Raw genomic sequence first — 13,735 nt, 5'->3', positions numbered from 1 at the left:
GAATACTACGATAGGTAGGTGTATAATTTTAAAAAACTAAAAATTTAAAAAAATAAACTTAATTTAATAAAAATAGAGTATAAATATAAAAACAATTAATTAGGAAAAATTATGAAAAAAATATTTTTTTATGCATTAATTGCCTCATCACTCTTTGCAGACGTATTACAAGAAAATTACACAAAACAAGAATTTAATGAAATTGATAATAGAACTGGTGAAGAAATAGCAAAAGATTATGCAAATGAAATGTCAAAAAAATTACCGATAAAATTAGACGATACAACAAAATTAACAAATGCAATAGCAATAAATTCAAAAATGTATTTTCAAAAAGAAATAAATATAGAAAAAAATGAAAAATTAAAAAAAATACTAAGTACAGAAAATGGAAAAAAAATATATATAAAAGCAATATATGAATTAAAAAGAAAAGAAATATGTAAAAACAAATTACAAAGAACAAATATTAATACAAAAAATATAGGATTTCAAGATGATTATTACGAAAGTAAAACTAAAAAATACATAGGAAGTTTTAGTATAGACAAAAGTGATTGTATAAAACTAGAACAAGAAGAAAAAGAAAGAGGGATAAAAAACCCTCTCTTATAAACCCTGACCACCCAAACGATTAAAAAATTCTTTCAATGGTTCAGCATCACTACCATAACCATAAACTGAAGAAATATCAAAAGGTGTAGCAATGTCTACATCTTCATCATCTAATTCAAAATTATTCTCATCCGTATGCTTAATAGCCGTAGTAGCATCTTTAACTAAACGTGCCTCACGTGGAGGAATATCAGCAAGCTCGTTATTATCCCAATCAAAAACTTTTTGAGGGTTTTTTGCATAAACTTTAGCCTCAACCTCAAAAGAACGATGCGAAGCTTCAATCTCTAAAGGTGTCATACCAAGAACATTATCAGCCTCTAAAACAGCATTAGAAACGGGTGAAGTTTTAAAAGCATAATTTTGCCACATAGCATAATTTTTTCTAGCTTCAATTTCTTCAGGTGTCATTTTCTTATCACCTACCGTAACGGCATTATCCTCTTTTGCTTTTTTAGCTTCATCGTACTGCTTTTGTTTAAGCGTATTTGCATCATTCATATAGCCCATTAAAATATCCATGTATTGTAAAAGACCATACATATAATTATTAAAATAATCAAATTTTGATGCAAAAGTAGAAGTTAAAGTACCTACACTTTCGACAAGTGCCTTAGTATTACTTTTAAGAACATTTGGCAAAGTTTCACCAACTGGAGCAGGAGTAGAAGCATTAGAAAGCTGTCGAGACAAATAATCTGAAAGTGTATCCATCTCATTCATAGTTAAATTTGGATTTCTTAAAAGAGCTTGCTGCTCTTCAGGAAGAACAGACAAATCAACACCAGGATTTTTTTTAATTAAATCCATAAATTCCAATAAAGCACTAGCCGAATACAAAATGGCGTCAGTTTTACCCTTACCAAGACCATTTATTGCTCTTTCGGTTTCCACTTCAAGAACCGTTCGAGTAGTAGGTCTAACAAAATAAGGATTATTAATAGGAGAAGAACCCGAAGGAACTTCAACGCTAGAAAGAGAAAATGGGGTAGACGGTTGAGTATAAACCGTTTTCCCAGTATAACCTTGACCAGCCCATGCCATTTAGAGAGCCTTTAACGTAAGTAAAAAATGAGGAGCTAAAAGAATTTTACCATCTTTTTGTAACTTATAAATGATTGAGTTTGATTGAAAATCAGAAGCAGGGAAAGCCCAAAAACTTTGAGAAGCTAAAATCTCATAATCTCCATCACGCCCTAAAACATTAACAATAGTACCGTTAGAATATGCACCGTAATTACCGTCTAAATCATCAACAGAAAAATCTAGAGAAGTATCAGGATTGGGAAGAGGTAAAACAACCTTAGGCGAACTAGGCAATCTAGACATTGCAGAAGATTCAATAACAAAATCAACATAAGTAAAATTTTCACTAGAAGTAAAAATAAAACTACTATGGTCAGAAGAAAGAAACAACTGAAAATTAGAATTCAAAATAGTTTTACCATAATTAAAAATATTATCAGTAAAAGAAACAACAACACAATCTAAATATTCCAAATTATCAGTTTCAGTATTTGTACCTTGAATTAAAAAAACTAAATCACCACTAACAACATTAACAACAGTTGAATCAAAGAGAGTAGTAGAAATATCAATCGAAGGAACAGTTAAAACAGCAGTAGTAGCAGTATACATATTCCCCTCCTTACTTCATAATCGCAACTGTTTTATCAAACAGTACATCAAGACTTTGGATAGAAGTCAAAACAAGCTTTACATTATCAAGCGTAGGTGCTTGATTAAGTTCTACTTTTTGAATGTAATCGGTTAAAATCTCACCACAACGAGTTAAACCGATTACATCGTTTTTAAGCACGTCATTATTAGCTAAAACAGTATCTTTGTTAAACGTTTCTACCACTTGACTAGCCATAATCAAACCACCACCAATGGCAGGATTAAAAGCCGTAGCAACTTGACCAACACCTTTTAAAACTGCACTCCAATCATATTTTTCTAAATTCATTTTTTATCCTTATTTCATAATTGTTAATAATGGATTTGGTTTTTCCAAATCATCATCACAATGAATAAACGTGTCATACATTAAAACACGTTTAAAACCTACTTTCAACAGAGCCGAAACGATAATAAATCGAGACTTATCATCACGAGCGGAAATATCCACCGCATAACCTTTTATATGTGCGCTATCTTCAACACCCCCTACCTCTTTATTATGTTTAATACAACGACAACCACAATTAATTCTAAAAGGAATTTGTGCCATATCCCTAGCACTATCCAATAATAGAACAACCTCTTTATGAATGTTATTCAAACCACATCCACAATTACATGTAAACTCACTTTCTTTAAAGTGTTTTATTTGCGACCAGTCAATAAGTGCATTATTTGTTAATGGCATCTTTTTAAACTCCTTTTTTTTAAAAACTTGCACTAAATTTCTCTATAAAACTATCATTCAAACCGACACCAATATCATGCAAGGCGTTGTAAGTTTGGTCGATTGTGTCAAATACACGATTAACAAAGTAGTGTTTATTTTGATAAAGTTTTTCATCGTCAGGATTAAAAACTTCTAACTTATGAAAACGGTCTAAACGTTTCATATAGACATCTTCTAAAACTGTCTTTTGATGCTTTGATTGTGTATAGTCTTGAACTTTTGTTATAGCATCTTCAATCGTACACGGTAAGATATTTCCATAATGCGATAGAGTTGTAGAAAGAAATGCTTTAAATGCATTATGAACATAAATAAAATCAGTTGTAAAAGGTTTTCTAAATGTTTCAATAATATCAGTCTTAAAATGACCGTTAAACGTAGAAACAACAGACCAAAGAGGGTGAACGTCACTTCTTAGAAAACGTTGTCTTACAGCATCAAACGTGAGAATTTTTTGAGAACCATTTTTAAGTGTTTTATAACCTAGCATAATCTCAGTAGTATCTTTATCGCTAATATCACGTAGACTAAAATCTTCCAAACAACGACCCCAAAGATTATTAAGGTTATTAAGGATTATTTCAAATCCATCGAGGACTACACCACCAATCACCATGTTTTTAAGCTTTTCACGTCGAATCTGAAACTCTATTCTAAATACTTCTTGCGTTGGGTCATAATCTTTATTAGTACGCCACAATCCCTCAATAAAACTCTTATTAGGAAACTTTTTAATCTCTTTGGATTTATTATAAACACGCATCATGTAATCACCACTACCACGCATAAAACCTTGAAATGAACGCCCCATATAATAATGACTATCCGTCAAGGTTTCATCATCATAAATGCGGTTATTTTTCGTTTTTGATTTAATACGGTGAAAGTCTAAAATAGAAAATCTATATCCTTGAACATCGCATTGAAGATGGATTTCACTAATCTTAATCGTATAGTTAGAAATGATATATCTAGAAAGAAAGGAATTAACCTCTTGAACAGCAGATATATAGCCGTATCGTTGAAGAAAAGAGGCACGAAACTCAACTTTACAAAAGGGGCTTTGGTCGGCTGTAATGACAAGCTTTTTTAAATGGATTGTAATATCTGCGTTTTGAATAGAAACAGAGAACCCACGAACGGTAGAAGGTGAAATTTGAAAATACTTTTCACCAAAAGAGTGCTGAAATTGTGCATAGCTTTTATTTTCATTACGATTTTGTTGTGCTTCAAATTTAACACTTAAAAGCGTATCAATCAATTGGTTATAAGCCGTAATATCTTTACCGTTTAAAAGTTGTGAAGGATAGAGATGATATTTAAGAGTATCTATATTTTGCCAAAGCTTAACCATTTTTTGCATTTAAGACCTTTTGAGATTTGTCGCACCTAACCCCCCTTGATAAACCATTGTGGGGGCAAAGTGATTTTTGCTTTTTGAAGCCCTACGAATAGAGTTTCAAGAAACAAAAAGAGGGCAATTAAGCCCTCAATAATCAAATAAATTCATAAGAATTCCACACAATGTCAAAGTCAGTTTTACCAAAAGAACGAACAGCACCTAAACGACCTTTAAATAAATATTCTCCCCCAACATCAACAGAGTTGTAAAAATCTTCAGAAACTGGATATTCTTTACTACCACCCCGAAATGAAAGAGTAATATAATTAGTATCAGGGTATCTAACCTCATTGCCAAATTCATCTATGCGAGGAGTTTCAGTTTTTTTATTATTTGAATCTTTTTCAAAAACAATACCACCTTGAACAATTCTTTTTGAAACAACTGTAACACCTAATTCAATAATATTCCTATTAAGACGTGAAAGCATTTCACGCAATTGTCTCTTCTGCTCATCCAAAGTCATAGAGACAACTTGACCATTTGGCGACATATCCTTAAGAGGTACATTGTTTGCCGCATCGCCGTTATTTACGGGTGCAAAGACTGTCACGGGTACTGGATTACCGTTAATTTCTTCGATACTTGTTTGAGTATCAAAATCTTGTGTTTGTTGTTGTGTTTTTTTTGTATTCATTGAATTGTTTCCTTTAATAATTTTTCTAATTTATAAGAATTTAAAATCTTTCTAGACATGAGACAGTCACCTATTCCCGAATGAACAACCAATTCCTGACGTGTTAATGACGAGTTATAACCCCCTTTTTCTCTTAATAAAGTCAAAACAGATACAAACAATTGATAATCCGTTTGACTAATTTCAAACTTCATTTATAAAGTATCCATAACATAACCCTCGTCAGTTTCGACAGTAACGACAAAGGTATTTTTTTTACAAAAAAGCTCTTTAATTTTTTTTGCTTTCTTAAGAGCTTGACCATATGTACGGCATGAGTCCATGACGTTGTTATTCATAACAATTTTAAACATTGCTGACCCTTTGGAAGAAAAGAATTAAAACGTTTAACAATCTCTTTGACTAAAATTTCAGAACTATCTAAAGTTTGCTCAAAATTAAAAAGCTTTCCAGAGTGATAAAATCTAATCTCACCAATATCAACATGATGGCCTTTAGAATTTTGAACACCAAGAGAAGCAGTGGACGAATAATCATCATGCACAATTCGATAAGAGAGCTTTAATTCACTCAAATCAATCTCATTGTCAAACCTTTCAAATGGGAAAGGCTGAGAAGCCGTAGGGATATTATTAAAAACGATTTTAGGCATTTTTGAAACCGTGCAAACGTTGAAAAAGATTTTCATAAAATCCACGTGCATTTTGTTCACTATAAAAAACACGAAGAACATTAAAACCTTTTTCGTTAAAGCTTTTTTCATCAAATAAAATCTTTCCTACAACAAAAGAATTCAAAGAATGAACAAAAACTAAAGAATAAACAACCGATTTTCTAGGATGAAAAAACGTACTTTTGTGCGTAACATCACTATTAAACTTTGAAGCGTAAACAGAAGAAGCAATTTTTAATAACTGCTCAACATTCTCAACTCTAAACATTAAAAACCCCCTTATTAAATTTGTAATAAACAGCACGGAATAAATGAGACATGCACGCAACTAATGCAACCATTTTATTTTTGCCGCTTTCAACTAAACGATTGTATTTTTCTTTAATGATGTCATTAAAACGAATAGCGGACATGGTAGAGAGATAAAGCAATTTACGAATTAATGAGCTACCACGCTTAGACATTTTTTCTTTTTTATGGATTGAACTACCACTCTCAAAAAGACGAGGTGAAAGACCAACAAAACTTTGAAGTTGTTTTATTGTGTAATGAGATGAATGTAAAAAAATAGGCACTAATTCCAAAAGGAGAGCATATCCGACACCTTTAATCTCTTTTTGTAAATCTAGAACATGTGGGAAAAAATCTACCAAAACCTTTTGGGCTTGTTTTTCCAAATCCTTTTTAACCTCATTGATTTTATGTACTAATGCAAGGATTAAGGTATCCATCAAAGGAATAGGATTATTTTTTTGAGAATGAGAAAAGTTTTTTAATTGTGTTTCAAGTTTTCGTAAAAGGTCAATAGATGATGTATATTTACGAAGTGTTTTTTCAGATTGAGAAAAGATTGTTTTAAATTCATCAGCTTCTAATGTTTGAATAAATTTAGCAATACCCATACTATCGTGAATGTCAGTTTTTTTACGTGAGTTTAAATGCTTAAGATAGTGACTCATTTGATAGGGATTAATCATAATTTGTGAAAATCCATCTTGAAGATGTAAAAGTTTTTGCAATACATGCATATAATTCGATGTAGCCTCGTAACCAAAATAAAAAGCACTTTTTTTATATGTTGATTTCAAATAATCAAAAAGACCAAGAATAGAAGCTTCATTATTTAAGATTTGAAGAGGGTCATATTTTAAACCGTCAAGGGTAACGGAAATATCTAACTTTTCCATAGAAACATCAACACCGACAAAAACTTTACGCATGGTAAATCCTTTTTATGTTTAATGTGTGTACTTCTCTATACTTGTAAACGTGTTCAAATGACACAAGATTATTATTAAAAGTTAGTACACGAAAGCCCCTATCTCCGAATCAGGCAAATAAGCCTAAGTATAATAACGGGGTCAAGCGTGCATATCGTGACAAAATAATAATTTTTAACAAAAAAGAGAACAAATGTTAAAAACTTATTTGTCGAAAAGCATCTTACAAGTATAATAGTTACCATAAGAAGACAACAAATAAGGAACATGCCATGCAACAGATTTACGATTTAGTCATTATTGGCGGAGGCCCAGGCGGTATCGGAGCTGCTGTCGAAGCAAAAGTCTTAGGCATCAAACATATTTTGATGATTGAAAAAGGGGACAACCACTCTCAAACAATCCGCAAATTTTATAAAGATAACAAACGCGTCGATAAAAACTACAAAGGTCAAGAGATTGAACTCAAAGGGAGTATTGACTTTCGCGATGGAACGAAAGAGAGTACACTCAATTATTTCGATTCTCTTTTGGATAAAGGAGAAATCGATACCGCTTTTAATAGCGAAGTCGAAAGCATTACCAAAGAGGGCGATGAATTTCGCATCGTTACCACCCAAGCGGGGTATCGCGCTAAATATATCGTGATTGCCATTGGAACAATGGGAAAACCCAATAAGCCTGATTATACCTTACCCATTTCGCTGAAAGATCGCATCAATTTCAACCTAGATAAATGTTCGCAAGGGGAAAAGCTCCTTTTGGTTGGAGGAGGAAACTCTGCTGTTGAATATGCCATCGAACTTTCAAAAAGCAACAACGTTACGTTAAATTATCGCCGCGCTACATTTAGCAGACTCAATGATATTAACCTACAATTGATTCAAGAGTATAATGGGCAAGAGAAACTTCGTTTACGACTAGGCATGGACATCGTCTCTATCGAAAATGAAAACGGTTTGGTAAAAGTCAATTTTACAGATGGATACTATACGATTTATGATCGTGTTATTTATGCTATTGGTGGAACCACACCGGTTGATTTTCTAAAAAAATGCGGCATCACCTTCGATAGCGAAGGCAAACCAGAATTTGATGAAAATTACGAAACAAAAACAAAAGGCCTTTATCTTGCAGGAGATATCGCCGTGAAGAGCGGTGGTTCAATTGCCATTGCACTCAATCATGCCTATCAAATCATATCACATATTCTCAATTCACATAAACAGTAAGGTTCTGAATGGCAAAAGTGTCTCTCTCATCTTCGCAAATCATTAATATAGCGCTTGGTTTAATCATTGTTGTAGGAGGTTCTCTCTCCTACCAATTCGGCAACTTTGGTGGTGTTTCATTTGATGAACTGGGCGAAAAGTATATCAGTAAAAGTGACGTCAAATTTAGCGACCTCCCACAAGAAGACCAAAAACGATATATTGATAAAGAAGCTATTCTTGAGCAAAGCAAAGATGCTTCTTCTTTATTGGAAGACACTTATTTAGATGAGCAAGGCAAAACCCTCCCTGAGAATGAAGTGACAAAGCAAGATATGAAGCGCTTGATTAATAAACTTCAAAAGACACTTTTGTTTCTACAACATGATAATTTATTGATGATGAATGAAAAAAATGATTTGGTGAAAAAACTCGAAGAACAAGAGACGGAGCGTGAAGAAGAGAAAAACCAATGGATGAGTCAAAATACAGAACGTCTTAATGAAGCGGAACAACAACATTATCGAAACATCAGTGATTTGACGATGAAAATCAATGAATTACAAAAAGAGAATGTTGTGATTTCTCAAAAAGCCAACATAGAAGCCAATACCCTTCGCTCTCAAATTGAAGATTTGAAGAACCAAGCACAAGAAGATGAAGATAAAAAACGCCAAGATATAAAAAGAGCACGTGAAGAAGAGCAGGCAAAATTAGTCGATTATAAAGAAAAAATCAAGTTATTGAACGACCAAATTTCATTGCTGAATGAACAAATCAATACCAATAATGAGACTGCAAAAAGCGCATTTATGCGTAAACAAGACGAAATTGATAAGCTTAAAAGCGACCTTGTACAAAGTAGTAAAGAAAAAAACGAAATGATGACCAAACAGACACAGACGCTGATTCTTAATGACCAACAGCATAAAGAAGAGATTGCCAAATACACCAAAACCATTGAGCAACTCAAAGCAGATACTGAAAAGCTTATTGCACAAAATCGAAAAGATATGGCAGACCAAGACCAAGAAAATCAAAAGAAACTTTTAGCACAAGATGAAAAAGTAAAAGCACTCAATGCAGAACTTTCAAGCGCTCAAAAACACATTGATGCGCTTATGCTTGAAAATGAAAAAGATTTTAATAAATTCAAAACATACTTAGAAGATGAGAAAAAACTCAATACGGAATTAACTGCAACCAACAAAAAACTTGAAGAAAACGCACAACTAACAGAAAAAAACTTCAATGCTGCGCTTCTAAAACAAAATGAGGCATTGGCAAAGAAAGATGTCATTATCAAAGACCTTAACACAACCATTGCTAACCTTAAAAATGAAAAACAAAATGTGGAAGCAGAAGTGAAAAAACGTGTCGATGAAAATGATAAAGTTCATAATAAAAACTACAAAATTTTCAATGAGAAAATAGCACACTTTGAAGCATCCAAAAAAGAGCTGATTGCTAATCTAGATAAACAGCTTAGTGAATACAAAGCAACGGCCAAAGAAAACTATGACCGTATGCAATTTCATGCGGATGAACTCACTCGTACAAACGATGAACTCAAACAAAAAAACAGTGCAAAAGAACAAGAGTTACAAGCACTTAAAACACAATTAGCTTCTCTTAAAAATGATGCGCAAAAGCTAAACGATGCACAAAATGGTAAACTACAAGAGGCCCGAACAGCCAATGATGAGTTGCGAACAGCATTGAAACAAAAAGAGGGTGATTATCTCGCAAAAATTCAAGCACTTGAGGCGGACATCAAAGCAAAAGAGATTGCTCAAGCCAATCAACAAAAAGACGATACACTCAAACTAGCAGCGCTCGATAAAGAGTTCAAACGCAAAGAGCTTGAACTGCAAAAACAAAACGATACGATAACACGTCAAAATGAGAGCATTAAAGCATTACATGTAACGCTTAAAGAAGCAGAAACCAATGCAACAAAAGCAACCAATAAACAAGTCGAAGACTTAAAAGCAAAACTTGCGCTCATTGAAAAAAATCGTGTGAGTGAAGATGCCAAATTGGTTGATCTTAAAGATGAGTTACGCCGTAAAGAGATTGAGTATCTTGATGCATTAAAAGCCAAAGATAAAGAGGCTAAAACAAAAGAGACACAAATTCTTGCAGCGAAAGACGAAAACAAAAAATTAACCTTAGCAAAACTCGATGTCGAAGAGCAACTTAAGAAAATAAAAGAATCTTCAAAACAAGAACAATTACAGCACTTAGAGGCGATAAAAACGCTTCAAACAGAAATTAAAAATAAAGAAGGTGAAGTCGGTTCTACGAAAAAAGAGGTTGCACTCAAAATCATTGCGTTAGAAAAAGAGGTAAAATCAAAAGAGATGCAACTTCTAGCATCTAATGAAGAGTTTAAAAAGTTACAAACACAAAAACTGACCTTAGAAGAACAACTCAAAAAGACAAAAGATGATGCGAAACAGGCTGAATTATCCTACTTAGATACCGCTAAAGCACTCCAAACGGCGCTTAAATCTAAAGAGGCACAATTGGGCTCTTCTAAAAAAGAAGATACGTTAAAAAGCCTCTCTTTAGAGAAAGAGCTGCAACAAAAAACGTTAGCGTTTGAAAAAGAGAAAGATGCTCTTTCAAAACAATTGGCTGCACATGAGCAAACCATTAAAACATTAAACGATAAAATTAAAACACTTGAGGCAACCAAAGTCGCTTCAGCATCAACCAGTGCGCCAAAACCTTCGCCGGTAAGTCAAAAACAACCCAAAGGTAAAAAACCTCTTCTGGTTGCCAGTATCACTTGTACCGATATGGGAACAGGCGTCAATGCTGTCTCCGCAAAATGTAAACAAGAGGTTCAAGCTTTTCTCGCCCAATACGATAGTTCATATTTCTTCGAAGTAGCGCCCATTGTTGATAATGGAGGCTTTGCCTCTTTAAAACTTATCAAAAGTAAAAAAATTGGTGTTGAAGACAGTGAAATTGATCGTATTACAGGACTTGCCAACATAGGTTTGGGAAAAGCGAGAGCCAAAGCAGGCGGCGAGCTTGTTGAATCCTTCGTGGGAGAGGGAGCAAAAATTAGCTATGCACTCTCCAATATCGAGCAAGATAAAGCAAGAGGCTTCCAAATCAAGGTGTACCAATAAGCCATGATGTTATTTCAATCAAATGATGGGTATCGCTATAACAGCGATACTTTGCTATTGTATGACTTCATCGCATCCTTTAAGCCCGTTGGGAAACTGATGGATGTGGGATGTGGCTGTGGTATTTTAGGATTGCTCTTAAAACGCGATTTTCCACTTTTACATGTAAATCTTTTAGATATTCAAGAGATTAACATTAAAATAGCAACGACTAATGCAAAACAGAACGCTATAACGCTTGAAAGCGTTACATGTAATAATTTTTTAGAGACTCCCTTTAATGAAAAAATGGATATTATCGTCTCTAATCCACCATTTTACCATCATGGTGTCGTAAGAAGTGAAAATGAATCACTCTTCTTAAGTCGTCACAGTAGCGCCCTTCCTTTCGAGGAATTTGCTCAAAAAGTGACAAAAACACTCAGCAATCGTGGCTATTTTATCTTCTGTTACGATGCGAAGCAGTTAGATAGTTTAATGGCATCTCTTTTAAAAGCAAAGCTCAATGTTGAAGACATCTGCTTTGTGCATTCCAAACAAGATAAAGAAGCATCATTGGTTATGATTCGTGCACGTAAAAACTCAAAAACATTGTGCAAAGTTCATGCACCACTTTTTATCTATGATGGCGATGTTATATCATCAAAAGTACAAGCCATTTTTGATAAATCTGCAACAAAGAGTCTTCAATGGCAATCCTAATGCAAGAAGAGGGGTATCCTTATGCATTTGATCCAAAGGCTTGTCAAAATTGCTCTGGAAAATGCTGTATTGGAGAAAGTGGATACATTTGGGTAACACAAGAGGAGATAAATGCAATTGCAGTGAAACTTTCTTTGTCAAAAGAAGCATTTATCAATAACTATTTACTAAAAATTCGCTATCGTTTCACGATTAAAGAGATCGCCTACGAAGGCGGTTATGGCTGTGTCTTTTTTGACATGGAAAAAAAGATGTGTCGAATCTATGATGTTCGACCAAAACAGTGTCGTACATTCCCTTTTTGGGAATATTTTAAAGAAAATATTGACGAGGTAGTCACAGAATGTCCCGGTATTATTCGCTTATAGTCGTTTTTTTCTTATTTGTAGGATGTAGCACAAAAGAAGTGGTCTATACCGAAACAACGAAGAAAGTATTTGAAGAAGAAGACAATCTTATTTTGCAAGCACTTGATTATCAACAAAATGGCGATTATGTAAACGCTAAAAATGTGTATCACACGCTTTATGACCAGAGCCAAAAAAAGGTCTATCTGACAGAAGAAGCGGGGTTGGCTTTTTTACTGGGCACACCTGATGCGCACCAGCTAATCACGGAGGGTCTTACAAAATACCCTGATGAAAAGAACTTCAACCGTCTTTTAGTCGGACAATTGGTAAAAGAAAAGCATTATGAAGAGGCAGAACAAGAGATACTCAAACTTATCGCTTATGATAAAACGGTTCAACATCTCAGCATTGCCGCAAATTTATATTTACAAATGAAATCGTATGATTTAGCGCTCAAATATTTTGAAAGCGCTTACAAGCAAGAACAATCGGAAGAGCTTTTACTCAATATCGTTGAACTCTTATACCGCTTTTTAGATCGCAAAGATGACGCAATTGCCTATTTAGAGACGTATGCCAATATCGAAGGATGCGGAGAGCATGTCTGTTTCAAACTGATTGATATTTATGGGCGTGACCGCAATGTACACGGGCTAATTTCAACGTATAAAAAACTCTATAAAGAGCGCCAAAATGAAGAGATAGCCAAAAAAATTGTTGAGCTTTTGATGTACATCAAAGATGTCAAAGGAGCCACCACATTTTTAGAAAAAACACATTTTAACGAAGATCTGTTACTTCAAATCTATGCAACACAGAAGAAGTTTAAAAGCGCTTACACATTGGCTGAAAAGCTTTATGATGACAATAAGAACCTCGATTATCTCGGTAAAATGGCTATTTACGAGTACGAGATGAATAAAAAACAACTCACCCCCGAAATCTTACAATCCATTTCCGATAAATTTGAAGAAGTCACCAGTCTTTTGAAAGATTCTGTCTATCTTAACTATTATGGTTACTTACTGATTGACCATGATATCGATGTTCAAAAGGGCATTAAACTTGTTCAAGAAGCCCTTAAGTTGGAGCCTAATTCGCCTTATTATCTTGACTCGTTGGCATGGGGCTATTATAAATTAGGGCAATGCGATAAAGCCTATGAAATTATGAAAAATTTTGGTGAAAATATTGTGGAAGAAGAGGTTGTCACGCACCTTAATGCCATTAAAAAATGCACGCAAGACATGAACAAAGACATGAACAAAGACATGAACAAAGACATGAACAAAGACATGAACAAAGACATGAACAAAGACATGAACAAAGACATGAACAAAGACATGAACAAAGACATGAACAAAGACAT

General features: G+C 33.9%; 16 protein-coding genes. 6 read left to right on the top strand and 10 right to left on the bottom strand.

Going from position 1 to position 13,735, the window contains the following annotated elements:
• The first annotated feature begins 111 nt into the window (after positions 1 to 111).
• Complete coding sequence (locus AC5SLP_RS07325; protein ID WP_495254503.1) at positions 112 to 615, top strand: hypothetical protein; 504 nt, start codon at positions 112 to 114, stop codon at positions 613 to 615.
• Here AC5SLP_RS07325 and AC5SLP_RS07320 read toward each other — a convergent pair.
• From AC5SLP_RS07320 to AC5SLP_RS07275, 10 genes are all read right to left on the bottom strand, one after another.
• Positions 610 to 1,659 carry a hypothetical protein gene (locus tag AC5SLP_RS07320; RefSeq protein WP_495254502.1) on the bottom strand — a complete coding sequence of 350 codons (1,050 nt, stop codon included), beginning with the start codon at positions 1,657 to 1,659 and terminating at the stop codon, positions 610 to 612. The two genes, AC5SLP_RS07325 and AC5SLP_RS07320, sit on opposite strands and share 6 nt — an antisense overlap.
• Positions 1,660 to 2,253, bottom strand: coding sequence for a hypothetical protein (locus AC5SLP_RS07315; protein ID WP_495254501.1), 594 nt, complete (start codon positions 2,251 to 2,253; stop codon positions 1,660 to 1,662). It lies immediately after the preceding gene.
• A 10-nt stretch (positions 2,254 to 2,263) separates the two neighbouring features.
• Complete coding sequence (locus tag AC5SLP_RS07310; RefSeq protein ID WP_495254500.1) at positions 2,264 to 2,584, bottom strand: hypothetical protein; 321 nt, start codon at positions 2,582 to 2,584, stop codon at positions 2,264 to 2,266.
• 9 nt (positions 2,585 to 2,593) lie between these two features.
• Entirely contained in the window at positions 2,594 to 2,986 is a 393-nt protein-coding gene (locus AC5SLP_RS07305; RefSeq protein WP_495254499.1) for a D-Ala-D-Ala carboxypeptidase family metallohydrolase, read from the bottom strand.
• Between the two features lie 19 nt (positions 2,987 to 3,005).
• Positions 3,006 to 4,391, bottom strand: coding sequence for a hypothetical protein (locus AC5SLP_RS07300; protein WP_495254498.1), 1,386 nt, complete (start codon positions 4,389 to 4,391; stop codon positions 3,006 to 3,008).
• Between the two features lie 133 nt (positions 4,392 to 4,524).
• Positions 4,525 to 5,067 carry a hypothetical protein gene (locus tag AC5SLP_RS07295; RefSeq protein ID WP_495254497.1) on the bottom strand — a complete coding sequence of 181 codons (543 nt, stop codon included), beginning with the start codon at positions 5,065 to 5,067 and terminating at the stop codon, positions 4,525 to 4,527.
• A complete protein-coding gene (locus tag AC5SLP_RS07290) occupies positions 5,064 to 5,261 on the bottom strand; it encodes a hypothetical protein (RefSeq protein ID WP_495254496.1) in 198 nt (65 codons plus the stop codon). Before AC5SLP_RS07290 ends, AC5SLP_RS07295 begins: the two co-directional genes overlap by 4 nt.
• A gap of 140 nt (positions 5,262 to 5,401) precedes the next feature.
• Positions 5,402 to 5,719, bottom strand: a complete 318-nt coding sequence (locus AC5SLP_RS07285) for a hypothetical protein (RefSeq protein WP_495254495.1) — start codon at positions 5,717 to 5,719, stop codon at positions 5,402 to 5,404.
• Entirely contained in the window at positions 5,712 to 6,008 is a 297-nt protein-coding gene (locus tag AC5SLP_RS07280) for a hypothetical protein (RefSeq protein WP_495254494.1), read from the bottom strand. The genes AC5SLP_RS07285 and AC5SLP_RS07280 overlap by 8 nt, the downstream gene beginning before the upstream one ends.
• Positions 6,001 to 6,960: a transposase gene (locus tag AC5SLP_RS07275; RefSeq protein ID WP_495254493.1), complete on the bottom strand. Its 960-nt coding sequence runs from the start codon at positions 6,958 to 6,960 to the stop codon at positions 6,001 to 6,003. The genes AC5SLP_RS07280 and AC5SLP_RS07275 overlap by 8 nt, the downstream gene beginning before the upstream one ends.
• Positions 6,961 to 7,232: 272 nt before the next feature.
• Between AC5SLP_RS07275 and AC5SLP_RS07270 the strand changes: the two genes are divergently transcribed.
• The 5 genes from AC5SLP_RS07270 to AC5SLP_RS07250 form a co-directional block, all read left to right on the top strand.
• Positions 7,233 to 8,192, top strand: coding sequence for an NAD(P)-binding domain-containing protein (locus AC5SLP_RS07270; RefSeq protein ID WP_495254492.1), 960 nt, complete (start codon positions 7,233 to 7,235; stop codon positions 8,190 to 8,192).
• A gap of 8 nt (positions 8,193 to 8,200) precedes the next feature.
• Complete coding sequence (locus tag AC5SLP_RS07265; protein WP_495254491.1) at positions 8,201 to 11,314, top strand: hypothetical protein; 3,114 nt, start codon at positions 8,201 to 8,203, stop codon at positions 11,312 to 11,314.
• A gap of 3 nt (positions 11,315 to 11,317) precedes the next feature.
• Positions 11,318 to 12,016 (top strand): tRNA1(Val) (adenine(37)-N6)-methyltransferase, encoded by a 699-nt coding sequence (locus tag AC5SLP_RS07260; RefSeq protein ID WP_495254490.1) that lies wholly within the window; start codon positions 11,318 to 11,320, stop codon positions 12,014 to 12,016.
• Positions 12,004 to 12,384 carry a YkgJ family cysteine cluster protein gene (locus tag AC5SLP_RS07255; RefSeq protein ID WP_495254489.1) on the top strand — a complete coding sequence of 127 codons (381 nt, stop codon included), beginning with the start codon at positions 12,004 to 12,006 and terminating at the stop codon, positions 12,382 to 12,384. The genes AC5SLP_RS07260 and AC5SLP_RS07255 overlap by 13 nt, the downstream gene beginning before the upstream one ends.
• Positions 12,360 to 13,735: hypothetical protein (locus AC5SLP_RS07250; protein ID WP_495254488.1), on the top strand; the 1,376-nt coding region annotated here is incomplete at its 3' end. The genes AC5SLP_RS07255 and AC5SLP_RS07250, both read left to right, overlap by 25 nt.

This window comes from Sulfurospirillum sp. E15m (assembly GCF_059415145.1).
The sequence above is the reverse complement of the archived record's forward strand: the minus strand, read 5'-3'. Positions and strand labels throughout refer to the sequence as shown.